The sequence below is a fragment of the Rivularia sp. PCC 7116 genome, from assembly GCF_000316665.1.
GTDB lineage: Bacteria > Cyanobacteriota > Cyanobacteriia > Cyanobacteriales > Nostocaceae > Rivularia.
Map to the genome: position 1 here is coordinate 2,420,491 of NC_019678.1, position 16,588 is coordinate 2,437,078.

Annotated in this window: 11 protein-coding genes; 7 read left to right on the plus strand and 4 right to left on the minus strand. The window is 37.0% G+C overall.

The features are described from left to right. Positions 1-3: 3 nt before the first annotated feature. Complete coding sequence (locus RIV7116_RS09470; protein WP_015118076.1) at positions 4-255, minus strand: hypothetical protein; 252 nt, start codon at positions 253-255, stop codon at positions 4-6. Positions 256-466: 211 nt separating this feature from the next. Here RIV7116_RS09470 and RIV7116_RS09475 point away from each other — a divergent pair, with 211 nt between their 5' ends. From RIV7116_RS09475 to RIV7116_RS09505, 7 genes are all read left to right on the plus strand, one after another. Then, positions 467-1,510, plus strand: coding sequence for a transporter substrate-binding domain-containing protein (locus RIV7116_RS09475; RefSeq protein ID WP_015118077.1), 1,044 nt, complete (start codon positions 467-469; stop codon positions 1,508-1,510). 226 nt (positions 1,511-1,736) lie between these two features. After that, positions 1,737-2,648 (plus strand): amino acid ABC transporter permease, encoded by a 912-nt coding sequence (locus tag RIV7116_RS09480; RefSeq protein ID WP_015118078.1) that lies wholly within the window; start codon positions 1,737-1,739, stop codon positions 2,646-2,648. Positions 2,649-2,740: 92 nt separating this feature from the next. After that, on the plus strand, positions 2,741-3,865 hold the full coding sequence (locus RIV7116_RS09485; RefSeq protein ID WP_015118079.1) for an amino acid ABC transporter permease: 1,125 nt from the start codon (positions 2,741-2,743) through the stop codon (positions 3,863-3,865). 139 nt (positions 3,866-4,004) lie between these two features. Next, the gene (locus RIV7116_RS09490; RefSeq protein ID WP_015118080.1) at positions 4,005-4,745 is read left to right on the plus strand and encodes an amino acid ABC transporter ATP-binding protein; all 741 of its coding nucleotides are present in this window, start codon (positions 4,005-4,007) and stop codon (positions 4,743-4,745) included. A gap of 533 nt (positions 4,746-5,278) precedes the next feature. Then, on the plus strand, positions 5,279-7,780 hold the full coding sequence (locus RIV7116_RS09495; RefSeq protein WP_015118081.1) for a type II CAAX prenyl endopeptidase Rce1 family protein: 2,502 nt from the start codon (positions 5,279-5,281) through the stop codon (positions 7,778-7,780). 518 nt (positions 7,781-8,298) lie between these two features. Next, positions 8,299-8,631, plus strand: coding sequence for a Mo-dependent nitrogenase C-terminal domain-containing protein (locus tag RIV7116_RS09500; protein ID WP_015118082.1), 333 nt, complete (start codon positions 8,299-8,301; stop codon positions 8,629-8,631). 605 nt (positions 8,632-9,236) lie between these two features. Continuing rightward, positions 9,237-9,980 (plus strand): creatininase family protein, encoded by a 744-nt coding sequence (locus RIV7116_RS09505; RefSeq protein WP_015118083.1) that lies wholly within the window; start codon positions 9,237-9,239, stop codon positions 9,978-9,980. A gap of 190 nt (positions 9,981-10,170) precedes the next feature. Here the strand turns inward: RIV7116_RS09505 and RIV7116_RS09510 are convergent, their stop codons facing one another. The 3 genes from RIV7116_RS09510 to psbA form a co-directional block, all read right to left on the minus strand. Beyond that, the gene (locus tag RIV7116_RS09510; protein ID WP_015118084.1) at positions 10,171-11,562 is read right to left on the minus strand and encodes a malic enzyme-like NAD(P)-binding protein; all 1,392 of its coding nucleotides are present in this window, start codon (positions 11,560-11,562) and stop codon (positions 10,171-10,173) included. Between the two features lie 512 nt (positions 11,563-12,074). Beyond that, positions 12,075-14,489 (minus strand): dynamin family protein, encoded by a 2,415-nt coding sequence (locus RIV7116_RS09515; RefSeq protein WP_015118085.1) that lies wholly within the window; start codon positions 14,487-14,489, stop codon positions 12,075-12,077. Positions 14,490-14,733: 244 nt separating this feature from the next. Continuing rightward, entirely contained in the window at positions 14,734-15,816 is a 1,083-nt protein-coding gene (psbA, locus tag RIV7116_RS09520) for a photosystem II q(b) protein (protein WP_044290843.1), read from the minus strand. Between the last annotated feature and the right edge of the window lie 772 nt (positions 15,817-16,588).

A 16,588-nucleotide genomic window follows, 5' to 3' on the forward strand; every position in this document is an offset into this window, starting at 1 on the left:
ATTTTACAAATCCCCCAAAGCTTCTCTAGCTTTATCCACAGCTTCCAAAAAATCATTAAGCGGAAATTTCAACTCCGATAAATAATCTGGATGCACGTACTGCGAATATATCTCTATCTCCATCTGCTCAACACCTTTATCTTTATTAATTTGTGCAACTTGTTGTCCCTTATACTTGATTTCCACAGTCATCCCTTGATAGCTCAAGTCGCTAAAATACAGAATTTCAAAACCAGAATTTAATTTAATAGCCATTTCAACCTTCCAATATCTCTCCGATAAAAAAAGCTATAAATGATTTTTCTTTAAATTAAATAGCCCATGCAGATGGGCTTTGCTGCTTTAGCCCCACCCTTCCAGGGTGAGGGCTATATTCTACAGAAATATTGCACAAAAGAAAATTTACCGACTTCAAAACTATCTGATATTGTTTATTAAGCAATCCATCAGTGTATATAAATCGTTAATGCATAAATTCAAACAATTACTTTTATTGTTACCCATTTTCCTTGCCATATCTTCCTGTGTTGCCGAACCATCAGCAGAAAATAGCAACAGTCGTTTAAATGCCGTAAAAAATCGCAAACAGCTAATTTGTGGAGTCAGCGGACAATTACCAGGCTTCAGTTTTGTAGATACTAGCGGTGAATATAGCGGACTTGATGTAGATATTTGTCGCGCGATCGCAGCTGCATTATTCGACGATCCCTTGGCAGTAGAATTCCGTCAACTCAACGCTAAAGAACGATTTACGGCACTACAAACCGGGGAAGTAGATGTCCTCAGCCGCAACACTACCTGGACGATGAGCCGCGATACTTCCGTCGGTTTAAACTTTGCACCCGTAGTATTTTACGATGGTCAAGGAATGATGGTACGCAAAGATAGTAATATCAAATCTTTAGCAGACTTAAAAGGAAAAGCAATTTGTACTCAAACCGGAACCACCAACGAACAGAATTTAGCAGACCAAATGCGAAAACGCGGAATTACGTATAAACCCGTAGTTTTTGAAGATGTAAACACGACTTATGCAACCTATCAACAGGGACGTTGCGATGCAGTCACATCCGACAAATCCCAATTAATTTCCCGACGTAGCACTTTACCCAAACCAGAAAACCACATAATTTTAGAAGAAGCATTATCTCAAGAGCCACTGACACCAGCAGTAGCAGACGGAGATCCAAAATGGGGAGACACCGTGAGATGGGTAGTAAATGCAGTTATCAAAGCCGAAGAATTAGATGTTAATTCACAGAATGTAGAACAGTTAAAAACAACTACTAAAGATCCAGAAACCCGGCGTTTGCTGGGGGTTGAAGGAGATTTAGGGGAAGGAATAGGTTTACCAAATGACTTTGGTGCAAGAATCATTAAACACGTCGGTAACTACGGCGAAATTTACGAACGGAACTTAGGTACGAAAACCAAACTTAATTTACCTAGAGATAATCGCAATCAACCTTGGACAAAAGGAGGATTGTTGTATTCTCCGCCATTCCGGTAATCAGTGAACAGTGAGCAGTGAACAGTGAAGAGTTATTTATCAATTATAAAAATGAATAAAAAATAAATGTTCTGTTGGTATCTGTTTATGTAAAAGTTCCTGTAAAAACTCTATAAAACTAACTACAAATTATCAATTAGTTATAAAAGTAGCCATAGTTGATAATTAATAACTGCTCGCTGCTCACTGTTAACTGCTCACTGCTCACTGCTCACTGTTAACTGATATGTCTTTTTTACGAGATAGCCGTTTTTGGAAAATAGCAACCCAAGTTATTGCTGTAATATTGGCGATAATAATTCTCAGCATTTTATTTATTAACGTCAGTCGTAATTTACAGCGTTTAGGTATCGAATTTGGATTTGATTTTCTGCGACAGGAAGCATCTTTTGATATCGGTGAAACTCCTATTCCATATCAACCTACCGATGCTTACAGTCGCGCTTTATGGGTTGGTTTAATTAATACTTTACGAGTTGCCGTAGCTGGAATTATTCTGACTACCATCGTGGGTATAGCTGCCGGAATCGCCAGACTTTCCGATAACTGGTTGGTGCGGAATATTGCTTTAATTTATGTAGAAATATTTCGTAATACGCCCCTACTTTTGCAATTGTTATTTTGGTATTCAGCAGTATTTCTAAGTTTCCCCAATGTAAACAGTAGAATTTCCTTGGCAGGATTAATTTATCTGAGTCAAGATGGTTTAGAATTTTTAGGGATAAAATTTTCTTCAGAATTTGCGGCATTATTAATTGGTTTAGTTTTTTATACAGGTTCATTCATCGCCGAAATTGTTCGCGCTGGAATTCAATCGGTATCAAAAGGACAATGGGAAGCAGCGCGTTCTCTGGGTTTAAAACCCGGTTTAATCATGCGCTTGGTAATATTCCCTCAAGCCTTACGAGTAATTATTCCACCTTTAACCAGTCAGTATTTAAACTTAACTAAAAACTCTAGTTTGGCAATTGCTATTGGTTATCCCGATATTTATTTTGTTGCTTCTACGACTTTCAATCAAACCGGGAAAGCAGTAGAAGTAATGTTGTTAATCATGCTTACCTATTTAACATTTAGTTTAACTATTTCCTTAGTGATGAACTTGTTTAATAGAGCAGTTCAGATTAAAGAAATATAGGGAGGTAAAGTCAAAGGTTAAAGGTAGATAAATTTAAATTAATAACTAATTTTCATAGCAACTAACAACTAACAACTATCCACTAACCACTAATGAATAAAAATTTATTCAACACCTGGTACAACAGTTTATTTACGATAATTTGCTTAGTAATTATCTTCTTCTTCGGATGGAATTTACTTAACTGGATATTTACTCAAGCACAATGGCAGGTTATCGAAGCCAACCTACGTTTATTCATGGTTGGGAGATATCCACAATCTTTTTATTGGCGAGTTTGGATTTCAAGTTTAATTGCTTCTACACTAACTTTTTTAACTGTTGGTGTATTTATAGCAAAACAAAATATTTCTAAAATAACTATCATAATTACAGCTTTTTTATTCGGTTTTTTATTAATAGTTTTACCTGTAGATATTAATTCCCGTTTATGGTTAATTGGTATTGGTTTTTCAATAGTAATTAGTTTTTTATTGGGAAAAAAGTTTGCTAAATCAATTTCAGCATACTTAGCCTTTGCATGGTTATTATCTTTCCCGATTATTCTATATTTAATTGGCGGTGGATTGGGATTGCGTTCGGTATCTAGTTCGGATTGGAATGGTTTGCTTTTAACTTTGTTAATGGCAGCAATCAGTATTGCACTATCCTTCCCCATTGGAATTTTACTAGCTTTAGGAAGAACCAGCAATCTACCAGTAGTAAAATGGTTTTCCATCCTTTATATTGAAATTATCAGGGGACTACCATTAATAGGAATTTTATTCCTAGCTCAAGTAATGCTGCCGTTATTTTTACCAATCCGTTTGGATAGAGTATTGCGTGGTGTAGCTGGTTTAATCTTATTTAGTGCTGCTTATATGGCAGAAAATGTCAGAGGAGGATTGCAATCTGTACCAAAAGGACAAGTTGAAGCAGCCAAAGTATTGGGATTAAATCCAGCTTTAGTATTATTGTTAATCGTATTACCGCAAGCCTTACGTGCTGTAATTCCTGCTATCGTCGGTCAATTTATCGGACTTTTTAAAGATACTTCTTTACTATCTTTAGTCGGATTACTCGAATTAACAGGAATTGCCCGAACGATATTAGCTCAACCAGAATTCTTAGGTCGTTATGCAGAAGTTTATTTATTTATCGGCTTAATTTACTGGATATTTTGTTATTCAATGTCCTTACTATCTCAGAAATTGGAAACAGTGAACAGTGAACAGTGAGCAGTGAGCAGTGAACAGTGAACAGTGAACAGTGAACAGTGAGAAGTGAACAGTGAACAGCAAACAGTTATAAATAATTTAATCTACCCCCTCTTCCCCCTCTACCCTCTCTTCCCTCTCTACCCCCTCCAAAATAAAAATGTCACAACAAAACCCAATAATTATCGCCGAAGATGTTCATAAATGGTACGGTAAATTTCACGTTCTCCAAGGAGTTAGTTTAACTGTAAATCGTGGGGAAGTTGTTGTGTTAATGGGACCTTCTGGTTCTGGTAAATCAACTTTTATTCGTACTTTTAATGCTTTGGAAGAATACCAAAAAGGAAAAATTGAAATTGATGGAACTACTCTCAGCCATGATTTAAAAAATATTGAAACAATTCGTCGTGAAGTGGGAATGGTGTTTCAACAATTTAATTTATTTCCCCATCTCAGCGTAATTAAAAATATTACTTTAGCTCCAACTTGGGTACGAAAATTATCTAAACCCAAAGCCGAAGAATTAGCAATGCAATTATTAGAAAGAGTGGGAATTCTAGAACAAGCCCAAAAATATCCCGGACAACTTTCCGGTGGACAACAACAACGAGTTGCGATCGCGAGAGCTTTAGCAATGAAGCCGAAAATTATGTTGTTCGACGAACCCACCTCAGCTTTAGATCCAGAAATGGTGCGAGAAGTACTAGACGTAATGCGAAATCTAGCTCGTGAGGGAATGACAATGGTAGTCGTAACTCATGAAGTGGGATTTGCCCGTGAAGTTGCTGATAGAGTAGTGTTAATGGATAGTGGAAATCTCGTCGAAGCAGCAACACCTGAAAGCTTTTTTAATCATCCTCAAGAAGAACGTACTCGTAAATTTTTATCGCAAATTCTTTAAACATCTATCAAAATACATCTTATATCATTTCTTTATAAAGATGCGCCGAATTTAGCCTACGCAGGTAGGCTTTGCATCAGTAGCCCCACTCTTATAGAGTGTTAGCGGAGCTTATTCTATTTTTATTTATCTATATTCAAGCTAATTAAAAATTGTAGGAAGTGATAGTTGCATTCCAACCGAAAAGCAACTATCGTTACATTTACCTTTACCTGTAAGCAACCCGATAACTAACTAATTAAGGAGTGACTGTTTTGGTGTTAATCTAAAATTACATATTTACACTCTTTATGTCATCGCTTTCCAACAGTCTTTACCAAAACAAAATACTTAAAAATACGGTTATCAAAAGCTATAATCTGTCTCAAAACCGTATATTTACTGTCTCCGGGGTTTTATTCTCGGCGAAAATTAAATCAATTCTTGTTAAAGATAAATAATTTTGCACGGTTATTTATCCGTAGTATTGCGGAACATAGTAACAGTTGTTAACCTCTACATTAGTAACTCAAGCGGTTTATAACTTTCAGAATATGCATTTATCTAAATTATCAATAAATAGGAGGTTGATTAACACAAGAAAATTTCGCCTAAGATTATTCGCGATCGCGCTGATTATTTGTACAACTCTTGGTTTTCTTCTACCACTCTTAGCCAGTCAACCAAGTAATTATTCAATCCATTCCCAACAAAGTTTCAACCAACCACAATATTACCCCTTAACCCAAACCGTAAACCCAAAACTCTATCAACCAGTTGGTAGCTGGGTAGGGAGATTAATTTTACCAAAAACTCAAGAAATCAAAGGAACCAACTTAAATTCTGACTGGGTATGGTTTGAAGTTCAGTATGCACCTCCCTCAGCAAAAAATCTCATCGGAAAAACAGTCCGCTTGCAATGGAAAAATCAACCAGAGTTAAAATCCTACGTCAAAGCGGTTACAAGAGACGTTAACTTCACACCTGCAACTTTCAAAAGCCAAAAACAAGGAATTCTTCATCCGCAACGCTTAAATAATCGTTTTCAGGTAAAACCGCTACAATCTCTCGCAGCGGCAAGAACCCAGGATGATGTAATTGTTACTTTGGATAATGCAGAAGTTGCAGAAACTAATAACCTTTCATATCTACAAATTGATCGAGAACCCGTATTAGCAACTGGACGCTTTTACGCTTTAGTAGATATTATTAAACAAAACAATAATCAAGATAATAATCAAAAATTCTTTAAAGTTCGTCATTTTAATTCAGAATCAAATAAATTTGACGGTGACGAAGAAACAATTTACATACCCCAACAAGTTGTAGATACGCGGGGTATTGCTCCATCAACAACAAACAAATTAGCAGAATCAACAGCAACCAAAGGGTGGTATATTTACGGTGCTAAAAACAAAGAAGGTATATTTACAGTTCAAGCATTAGCACCACATTCTTTATTTGAATTAGAACCCGACGCAATAATTACAGAAACTAAAACCGCACAAAATTATCTAAAAAAATATTGGCAAATCAACCCTTCAGATAAAGGTACTCTAACAAAAACTTTAATTGACTCCACCCCAGCCAAATCTGAATATCCAGTCTCCCAGTGGCAAGAAGGAGATAAAGCCATAATACTCAACGTTTTCGGGGGAATTGGAGGTGAAAAAGCCGAACCCCTGGGCGTACCAAAAACCATCACCGGACACTTTGCATTTGGTGTTGCCGAAATAATCCGCAGCCCCTTCACCAAAAAATTAGAATTTGACATCAAATATCATCAAGTTTATGCCCATAACACCGACGGAATCATCTCCGCAACTCATTCTTGGGCAAACTACATGGGCAACTTACAGCGAGGATGGCTATTTACTCGTCCAGTTGTCGATATTCTCGTCAAATTCGCACCAGTTACTCAAGATTACAAATTTGATAACATCACCATCTCACCATTAACAGAATTTGAGCATCAATTAAAAATAATGATGGCACGCTACCGAGTTGGAGATGGTACCGGAAGCGCTACCGTCACACCCGCGACTTCCTGCATTCAAGACTCCTCCCAAGCACTTTACGCTGCTATCAAAATTATTAAGCAAAAAATTAAATTAAATCCAAAAATTCAAACCGGGCTGCAAACACATCCCAACCATCCCCAAACCCTACGCTTCCAACAACTAGCCTCCCTTAGCTCAGCCCTAGAAAAACAATTACTACCCTTGGGAATAATACGTTCTGATTGGGAAAGCAGTATAAACTCATTAGCTGGAATTAGCGACACCAAAGAAACTTTTAGAGACTCTAGTATATGGGCTGCATTAACAAGCTGGAGAACAATGATGCCCAGACAAGCACAGGATGAGCTAGCAACTTTATTCTGGAAACAAAAAGCAAAATTATGGTTTCTACAAACTTATCAAGTCGGAGGATGGAATCGCGAGATCGCACCTCTAGCTGCCACGCCCATACTCGGACAAATCAAACTCCCTTTTACCAACGTGCCTATATTATCAATTCTTCTCAATCGTATTTTAGCTTCTGCATTCATTCCCACTCTACATGATTGGTTGATTGCGGCTCTAGCAATTGCAATCTACACAACTATAGCGCTACCCTTTGGCTTCTCCACCGGATTTTTGCAATTCCAGATATGGGCAGCCACGCCATCAGACTATCTTATGTTTGCATTACGTTGTCTAATAACACCTGCGATTACAGAAGAATTAATTTTCCGAGTTTTATTTATTCCCCATCCTACAGAAGTCATCAACTGGCAAGATTGGAGCTTATGGGCAGCATTAAGCTTATTTATATTCATAATTTACCACCCATTGAACGCCAAAACTTTGTATAAAAATGGATACCCCACCTTCTTCCAGCCGATTTTTCTGACTTTAGCAGCCCTCTTAGGAATCACCTGTACCATAACTTACGCTCTTACCGGTTCGCTATGGATAATCATCTGCATCCATTGGCTAGTAGTAGTACTGTGGTTAACTTACTTCGGAGGAATGGAGAAACTAGAAGCAAATAACTTGCAAGTTAAGAACTGATAAAATTGCTACCGGCTTTTCCCCATTCCCGGACGTAATAATTGATTTTTATCGTCAATCAATAGACAATTTATCTTCATCTATTCTTCAAATATACATACAATTATTAAAAAAATATTAATAATATTAATTTTTGTAAAATGTCTGACATTTCACGAAATAGGTAATAGACTAAAATCGTAGTAGAAAAGCAGATTGATTGGAGTGTAATCTAGCTTAAGAAAGAGTAAATAACTAATTTATCGTCAAGAAATTCTGTCTATAGGTACTACAGGCTTATAAAAATAAGCGCTTACATTAAAGACACACACAAAAATTGCATTTTGCACCATCAATAAATTAATAAGTGGGAACTTTATATTATCTGTGTATTCTGTATTAACCAGAACAGTTTCCAAATAGATGGTGAGGTTAAATAATAAGTAGCAAAAGCATTTCTATACAGAAAATATATGAATGCCTTTGTAGATTTTTTGTCGGATTATTAGGAACAATCTGAGGGGAAACTAGCAATAGTTATGTTAGAAGCAATCAATAATTTTACAAAGTTAATCGGCCAAGCAAAAAGTACAAAGCAATTAATTAAACTAAAAATTGATTTCTTAAAACCTTTGCGTAAATGGCTGGATTCTCTAGAAATTCATAATCGTAAATCAGCACATTTTATTGCCAAACTAATTCCAGCTGACTGTCCATTTGAACGAGATGTCGTATTGCTTGGACGAAAACTGGCTCATATTCCACCCTTATGCAAAATAAACCCACTTTACGAGCAGTTTGTGAGTTTGCGTTTTAAGGCTTTATGCTATTTAGTAGACCAGTGCGGTGAAGACATTCAATCTTACTGCTAAAAACTACTTTAAATAAAGTCGAATAGCAGCGTAAAAGACTAAACATAAAAATTGAGCGTCAACCTTTTTAACAACGTCTTAATTAATAAGGTGTTCTTTGATAGGAGATGAGCGCGAAAGGCAGCATTAAAATTTCCTCATGGTTATGACGCTCAAGTAATAATTAGAAGCTAGTTGTTAGTGGTTAGTGGTTAGTTGTTAGAAGTTAAATATTGCAATTTCACTTTATATATAACCTGTATTTATTTTCTAGAAAGATTTTTAAAAGATTTTTAAGAATATAGATTTTTAAGTAATAAGACCTAATCCGCTTACAAATAACAGAAAAACGCCTGATAAAACATTGGGTCTCAAAGTAGTCTTAAAATTGATAGTATGAGTGCTAATGGATTTCGATAATCAGCCCTCAGCTATAAAATTCAATGAAATTAATTTTAATTTGTAGAATCCTTGATAAGCCTTGACGAGTAAGGTTATCGTAAGAGCCATTTATTTAGACGCGATCGCCTTCTGGTTAAGTTTTGTAGATAGGAAGCGAGTGCCATGAAGTCGGTGTAGAATTCAGTTCAACCCTGCTTGACATCACACATAATAATTATCAAAAAATGTTACTGCATCTTAGTACTTGGCAAGAAGTTGAAACATATCTACAGCAATCTCAAGGTATTATTTTCCCTATAGGCTCTACAGAACAGCATGGTCCAACGGGATTAATCGGTACCGACGCAATATGTGCGGAATCCTTAGCTCATGCTGTAGGTGAATCAACCAAAGCAATAGTAGCACCAACAATCAACGTCGGAATGGCACTGCACCACACAGCTTTTCCCGGCAGCATCAGCTTGCGTCCGAGTACTATGATTCAAGTTATCAAAGAATATATAACTTGTTTAGTAAAAGCTGGTTTTACCAAGTTTTACTTTATCAACGGACATGGCGGTAACATGGCAACTCTCAAAGCCGCTTTTTCCGAAACATATTTTGATTTAGCAGATTTACGTATACCCAACGCTGACCAAGTAAAATGCAGAATGGGAAACTGGTTTATGTGCAGTTCTGTATACAAATTAGCTAAGGAATTATACGGCGATGAAGAAGGCTCTCACGCCACACCTTCCGAAGTTGCCTTAACGCAATACGTATATCCAGAATCAATCAAACAAGCCGAGCTATCACCAGAAGTAGCAAAAGGACACAGAATTTACAGCGCTGCGAACTTCCGCGAAAAATATCCCGACGGCAGAATGGGTTCCAATCCAGCACTAGCAACACCAGAACACGGAAAACAATTTTACGATGCAGCAGTCAAAGAATTAAGTAATGATTATCTAAAATTCTTAAATGAATGATTTGGGCATTGGGCATTGGGCATGGGGGATTGGGCATTGGGGATTGGGCATTGGGAATAGCTTACGAAGTGATGGGGTGATGATTTTTTATTTTCTGCCTCACTCCCTCACTCCCTCACTCCCTCACTCCCTCACTCCCTCACTCCCTCACTCCCTCGCTCCCTCACTCCCTCTCCCCTCTCTCACTTAATCATCGTCGCGCAATATCTCCCTCACGAGCCGCACGCTGTACCGCACCTGCAACTACGCTCGATACTCTTTCGTCAAAAACTGAGGGTATGATATTCTCCTTACTTAAATCTGACGGTTTAATTAAAGAAGCAATTGCACTTGCTGCTTCGAGGTACATTGCAGTGGTAATTGTGCCTGCGCGACAATCCAAAGCACCGCGAAATACTCCGGGAAAAGCCAATACATTATTAATTTGATTTGGATAATCGCTACGCCCGGTTGCGATTACAGCAACATCATCTCTAACTAATTCTGGCTGAACTTCCGGTACGGGATTAGCCATTGCAAAAACAATTGCATCTTTTGCCATTGTCTTAACCATTTCCGGCGTTAAAACTCCCGGAGCGCTGACACCAATAAATACATCCGCATCTTTTACCGCGTCGGCTAATTTACCGGATGTCTTGACGGCGAATTCTCGCTTTTCCTGATTTAAATTATTCCGACTCGTGGAAATAATTCCCTTCGAGTCACACATCCAAATTTCTTTCGCTTTAGCTTTACGCAGCAACTTGGCTATTGCAACACCAGCAGCACCGGCACCGTTAATAACAATGCGAATTTGTTCGAGTGGCTTGTTCACCAACTTCAAAGCATTAAATAAAGCAGCCAAGGTGACAATTGCCGTACCATGTTGGTCATCATGAAACACCGGAATATCTAATTCCTCTCTTAACCTCGCTTCAATTTCAAAGCAGCGAGGTGCGGCAATATCTTCTAAATTCACACCTCCAAATACCGGAGCCAGATTTTTCACCACATTCACAATTTCATCTGTATCCTGAGTTGCAAGACAGATGGGGAAAGCATCGATACCGGCAAATTCTTTGAACAACATTGCTTTCCCTTCCATGACTGGTAAAGCAGCTTCCGGACCTAAATTACCCAAACCCAAAACCGCACTACCATCAGTAACAATAGCAACAGTATTTTGTTTAATCGTTAAATTGTAAACTTCCTCGGGATTCTGAGCGATCGCGCTACTTATACGTCCGACACCGGGAGTATAAGCCATTGCCAAATCGGATATACTCTTAAGTTGAATTCTGCTAGCAATACTGATTTTACCGCCGCGATGTAAATTAAAAGTACGGTCATAGACATCTATAACCCTAATCACCGGCAAAGCCTTAACAGCTTGAATAATATTATCAGCATGTTCCGTACTCGCAGCATCAACAGTAATATCGCGAATCGAAACCTGTCTGCTCTGCTCAATCAAATCAATTTGCCCGAGATTACCTTTAGTTGCTGCGATCGCGTTAGTAACGCTCGCAAACATCCCGATACGATTGGGGATTTCTAAACGTAAAGTCAAACTAAAACTAGAATTGGGTGTTAAGTCTGGCATTTTAATCGGTAGATGACGAATCTTATTCTATTAAATAAAGGTTAAAGGTGAAAGGATTTTGGATTTTGGATTGATGAGTGAGGAGTTATCAATTTAAGATTTACGTAACTAGTATATTTTTTTGTAGGGTGCTGTGACGGTTACGATAATTTATCAATCATAACGAAATTACCTCAACTTACCGTCACGCACCATTAAATTGTCGAGAAAACGAAATATTTCTCATTATCTCTTAATTCTGCGCTCTTCGCGTCTTTGCGGTTTTTTCCTTCAGTTACCTTCTGCGAAAATGATTAAAGTATATTAAAACATATTCCTCATCGAATAAATTCCCGAAGAAGCCGCGATTTCTAAGATAGCGAAGATATATTTAATAACTTAAATTCCGTTGACTAAGTTAATTAAGGCTTTGTCGCTGACGGTGAGGATACGGTTTCGTAGTTTTGGGAGATGGTTAGTGGAAGAACTGATTTAAATATGAGGTGATTTTGTCAGAGGAGAAATACTTGTCATTATTTTTTCTCCATTAACTGCTTTATTCTTTCTAAGTAATAACTGGTATCTTTTATATTTTCTTTAGATTCTGATATTAAAGAATTAAGCTCATAAATTAACTGATTTTTCTCTTCAGTTTTCTTTTTTTGGTCTGCTTGTGCTAATCGTAAGTTATCACTATAGTTGGTTAGATAAATATTCAATTCATTAAAGAAAATATTAATTCGTTGTTGAAAATCATCTTCAATATAATCCCTAATATTGGAATTGATATCATCAATACTTTTTTCTAAAGAATCATTGACTTGCGATATTACATCTTCTAGATAAACAGTAAAGTATTTTACTTCTTTGTCAGGTTTTTTAACCCTCTCCTTTACTGTTACAGGAATTAACCACAGACTCCACCATTTTCTTTCTCTCCTCTCGACATATTCATAACCTTGTTCTATATGTTTAGTATTTCTTTTAATGTAAGGATTAGAAACTTCTATATCCTCAGAAGCTAAATTAGGTTGTGGTAAGGAAAGATTTACATCAAAGACTTCATTTAATCTTTGTTGAGCGTTTTTGATTATAGGCTTTGTTTGCGTATCAACAAAATTCATTATACTTGAACGTGCTGCTGCAATTTCTGTTCTTGCTTGTTTGCGAATTGCCGATAAAATATCTTCTGCTCTCACTTTAGAATATGCAACTGCTTGATTCGCAAAATTTTCTGCTTCTACTTCATTTTTAAATTCAAAAATACCAGAACTTTTAAATTCGATTTGAGATTTCATTTCTCGTGGAATCCATTGTGTAAATAGTGGAAATCGTTCAAACTCACTGATTGTCTGAGACAAAAAATCTCTTGCTTGAATATTTACTTTTTGAACAACATTACCACGTTCATATTCTTCTTCTTTAAAATATTTTTCAAGACTCATCTTCGCATTTTTTTTTAGTTTAATCAGAAGATTATCTAGATTATTCTCAAGATTCTCTCGAATTGTATTTATTTCTTGTAAACGATTACGACATTCATTTAGACTTTCTAAATCTTTTTTGAGCGCTTCTAACTCTAATCTAATTTTTTCATCATCTTGATTGATTGCACTACTACGAAGTTGTACATCGTCATTTAATATCGTAAGATTACTACGAGCAATTTTTAATGCAGAACTCATACACCTCGGTGCAGCTTCTCTCATCAAAGCGGCGATCGCATCATTCAAAAATGGCTCAAAACCAGATTTTTTCCACAATCTCTCGGCTTTTCGCTGCAATTGTGCAATTGTTGCATCTTCTAATTCTTCTTCCCAATCAATCCCAAATACTTCTTGAGCTAAAGCACGAACTGTCTTTAATTCACTAACTTTCGTATTTGGAGACTGCTGTAATTCCATCAAAAAATTCGCAGAAGTAAAAGCACGTCTCGCAGAAATTTCAAAGACACGATTTTTATCCCCAATTTCATCAATACCAAATTCAGCAGCGACAAAATTCCGAACCTGATTGGGATTCATGTCACCATCCCGACGCTGATCTACTTTATTTACCAATACATACAGGTTATCCTTACCCCTTAACTCAATTACTCTTTGAACATCTTGTTTAACCTTCTCTGCTGCTTCATTCTTTAACTGAGTGAAATCCAAAACAATTAAAACTATCGAACTTTTAACCAGTTGTTCGGCTACAACTGCTTGCAATCGTAAATTTTCTCCAGCTTCATTAGGTCCTGGAGTATCAACAATTACGAGCTTTCCTTGAGTGTTCGCTTGATTACCCCCTACAGCACGCCAAAATGGAGTCTTAATCTTAGGAACATCTTCCAGATATTGAATTGGGTCAGATTGCGGATCTAAAATACTGCAGACTCTGACAATATCATTCAAACTTGTTAAAGTAAGAGCAATATTTTGCCTTCCTTCAGATTTACGAGGTATTGACTCACCAACTTTTAATTCTTGAATTAATTTTGGATATTTTTGCAGATGAGGATAATTAGCAAGACTTTCTCTTATTGTTTCCAAACCCCGCTCTTTAATCTTTTCCCGTAAAGCAACTAAAGTATCTTGAAAAACAGATACAACCCCAGAGTTCAAAGTTAAAATAGGTTGCTTTAAATCACCGTCAAAAATAATTTCAGTTGGGAGCGTAGTCATTGCAGAATTACGACTGGGGAGAATATCTTGTCCTGCAATTGCATTCACAATAGTCGATTTACCAGCTTTCATTGGAGCCACAATTGCCATTCTTAGCTCCAAATTCTCAACTTTGCTAGTTTCGTTTCTTATGTGTTTTTCAAAGTCAATATACTTGTTATCAGGCTCATCAGAACTTAGGTTAGAACTTGCACGACTCATTAAATCGCTAATTTGCCCTAATAACTTAATAACATCTTGCTGTAAGTCTTGTACGTTGGGTCTAAGTACTTCAGCTACCATATAAATTTATCCTGTAGTTAAATATATATTCAAATTTTTATAAATATATATTTATTTTTGCCGATAAAAATCACAATGCAATCAGTGAAAATACAGTGGTATCATTGATAGTTAATTTAAATTATTCAGCAAAAAAAAACACCCTCCGATTTCCCGAAAGGCATTTTTTATTTTATGTAGAGACGTAATACATTACGTCTCCAGAATTTAATGCAGAAACGACATACATCGCCTATCTACATAATTAACCATTAATCGCAGGTGCAGATAAAGCAACAGGTACTTCTTCACCAGCAGCTAAATCTAAGGGGAAGTTATGAGCATTTCTTTCGTGCATTACTTCCATACCCAAGTTAGCTCTGTTTAATACATCAGCCCAGGTGCTAACAACTCTACCGCTAGAATCAATTACAGACTGGTTGAAGTTGAAGCCGTTCAAATTAAACGCCATTGTACTGATTCCCAAAGCGGTGAACCAGATACCTACAACCGGCCAAGCCGCTAAGAAAAAGTGCAAGCTACGGCTGTTATTAAAGGAAGCGTATTGGAAAATCAAACGACCAAAGTAACCGTGTGCAGCTACGATGTTGTAGGTTTCTTCTTCTTGTCCGAACTTATAACCGTAGTTCAAAGATTCGGTTTCGGTTGTTTCACGAACCAAAGAGGAAGTTACCAAAGAACCGTGCATTGCACTGAACAAGCTTCCGCCGAATACACCAGCTACACCTAATTGGTGGAAGGGGTGCATCAAAATGTTGTGTTCAGCTTGGAACACGAACATAAAGTTGAAGGTACCGGAGATTCCTAAAGGCATACCATCGGAGAAAGAACCTTGACCAATGGGGTAAATCAAGAATACTGCGGTTGCAGATGCCAAAGGAGCGGAGTAAGCAACGCATATCCAAGGACGCATACCCAAGCGGTAGGACAATTCCCACTGACGACCTAAATAGCAGAAGCAGCCAATTAAGAAGTGGAATACTACTAGCTGGTAAGGACCACCGTTATAGAGCCACTCATCTAAAGAAGCAGCTTCCCAAATGGGGTAAAAGTGCAATCCAATCGCGTTGGAAGAAGGTACAACCGCACCGGAAATAATATTGTTGCCGTAGATTAAAGAACCTGCAACAGGCTCGCGAATACCGTCAATATCAACAGGAGGTGCTGCTACAAAAGCGATGATAAAGCAGGTAGTTGCAGTTAATAAAGTTGGAATCATCAAGACACCAAACCAACCGATATAAATACGATTGTTAGTGTCTGTAATCCATGCACAGAATTGATCCCACAGATTACCGCCTTCGCGTGTTTTTAAAGTTGTGGTCATGGCTGAATTTTTATAAAGTGCTAACAACAAATTTTCTCAATCTAATTAATTAAGACTATCGTTGTTTTGAACAAATTCAGTCCTGTACTTTCTCCCCAAATGCCGAACAGTACAGAACCTTCGTTTCTCCCGTTAAATCTCATACCCGAAAAAATATAAATCAATTGATGGTAGGGAGACGGTGGAGAAAAGAGAAAAATATTCGGCTGTTTATATTTTACTTTTTACATTAAATGTTAGATATTTATCAATTAATTTGTATAAATATATGTGTCGAATAAAATTGAAGTTTGTAAAGCAATATTAAGTAGATAGCTGTTTCTTAATATTTGTTTATTTATGGATATATGGATGCATCTTTATTGATTAACGAGTATGCTTTCAAAAAAAAGTTTTGAGGAGATAAAACGAATATGAATACATATAGCATTTGCTCGCTAATATGTAAACTTTTGTATAAAAAAGAGAAGATGCTGTTACTTTTTCTAGAGAAAAACTTTATATATCTTAATTAAATGAATTTAGTTCATAGGACTTACCCAAAAGTAACGTAACTGTGTGATTACGTTAGCGCAGCGTGTCCGCTAGGACATGCGACAGCGACATAATTCCAGCGTTTCCTGGGATGATAATGCTTACCTACACGTAACGATTGTCGCAATGACTAGCTAATTCTTTATCCATATATTGGGGAAAATGATGGGATTGAGTTGTTGCAATCGGTATCTCAATGCAAAATTCGGTGAAAATAATTCCGCTTGATTTACCGCGA

Coding starts and splice junctions, on each gene's coding strand:
- RIV7116_RS09475 (WP_015118077.1), top strand. CDS start 467: ATGCATAAATTCAAACAATTACTTTTATTGTTACCCATTTTCCTTGCC.
- RIV7116_RS09495 (WP_015118081.1), top strand. CDS start 5,279: ATGCATTTATCTAAATTATCAATAAATAGGAGGTTGATTAACACAAGA.
- RIV7116_RS09480 (WP_015118078.1), top strand. CDS start 1,737: ATGTCTTTTTTACGAGATAGCCGTTTTTGGAAAATAGCAACCCAAGTT.
- RIV7116_RS09515 (WP_015118085.1), bottom strand. CDS start 14,489: ATGGTAGCTGAAGTACTTAGACCCAACGTACAAGACTTACAGCAAGAT.
- RIV7116_RS09500 (WP_015118082.1), top strand. CDS start 8,299: ATGTTAGAAGCAATCAATAATTTTACAAAGTTAATCGGCCAAGCAAAA.
- RIV7116_RS09490 (WP_015118080.1), top strand. CDS start 4,005: ATGTCACAACAAAACCCAATAATTATCGCCGAAGATGTTCATAAATGG.
- RIV7116_RS09485 (WP_015118079.1), top strand. CDS start 2,741: ATGAATAAAAATTTATTCAACACCTGGTACAACAGTTTATTTACGATA.
- RIV7116_RS09510 (WP_015118084.1), bottom strand. CDS start 11,562: ATGCCAGACTTAACACCCAATTCTAGTTTTAGTTTGACTTTACGTTTA.
- RIV7116_RS09470 (WP_015118076.1), bottom strand. CDS start 255: ATGGCTATTAAATTAAATTCTGGTTTTGAAATTCTGTATTTTAGCGAC.
- psbA (WP_044290843.1), bottom strand. CDS start 15,816: ATGACCACAACTTTAAAAACACGCGAAGGCGGTAATCTGTGGGATCAA.
- RIV7116_RS09505 (WP_015118083.1), top strand. CDS start 9,237: ATGTTACTGCATCTTAGTACTTGGCAAGAAGTTGAAACATATCTACAG.